This is a genomic window from Bacillus sp. 05T31, from assembly GCF_056396725.1.
Map to the genome: position 1 here is coordinate 1 of NZ_JBFTMA010001299.1, position 539 is coordinate 539.

The following is a 539-nucleotide window of genomic DNA, read 5'->3' on the forward strand; positions in this document are numbered from 1 at the left end:
ATATCTATGTAACTGCAATTTAATATTGGTAGCACCTTATTATTAAAAAATAAAAACCGACTTAATAAAGTCGGATTTTATACCCAAATTGTTGTGGAATCACTTCATCTTTAATTCATATCGTTTTTTTACTCTCACCTTTTCCAATAGAATTTATCAATACTTCTATTGAAAACAATCTTGTCGTTGTTCTCTCCTCTAATACTATTAATTAACATCTCTCTTAATGCCTTTAGTTTAGGTAAAATTATCTTTGGATATTTTATATTTGTAATTATAAAAAAGGACTAATTGATGTTAATTTAATTGGATTTTCTAGCCTTTTTATTTTGTACAATTCAATTCGTACAAACTCGTTCAATTACCTATTATTCACAACATAAGTATCATACGTCTTATCAAAAACATATCCTAGCTTTTCTGCAAGTTTAGCAGATGTATTATTCACTGCATCCCAGTTTAGGTATTTCCCTTTTTCTAAACAATCCAATATAATAGCTGCACTAACTAAAGTCGTCAATCCCTTTCTTATATGATCC

The 539-nt window shown here is 27.8% G+C and carries 1 protein-coding gene; it reads right to left on the reverse strand.

Going from position 1 to position 539, the window contains the following annotated elements:
• Positions 1-361 precede the first annotated feature (361 nt).
• A partial coding sequence (locus AC1DJR_RS33015; RefSeq protein WP_477004568.1) for a GNAT family N-acetyltransferase occupies positions 362-539 on the reverse strand: 178 nt, incomplete at its 5' end.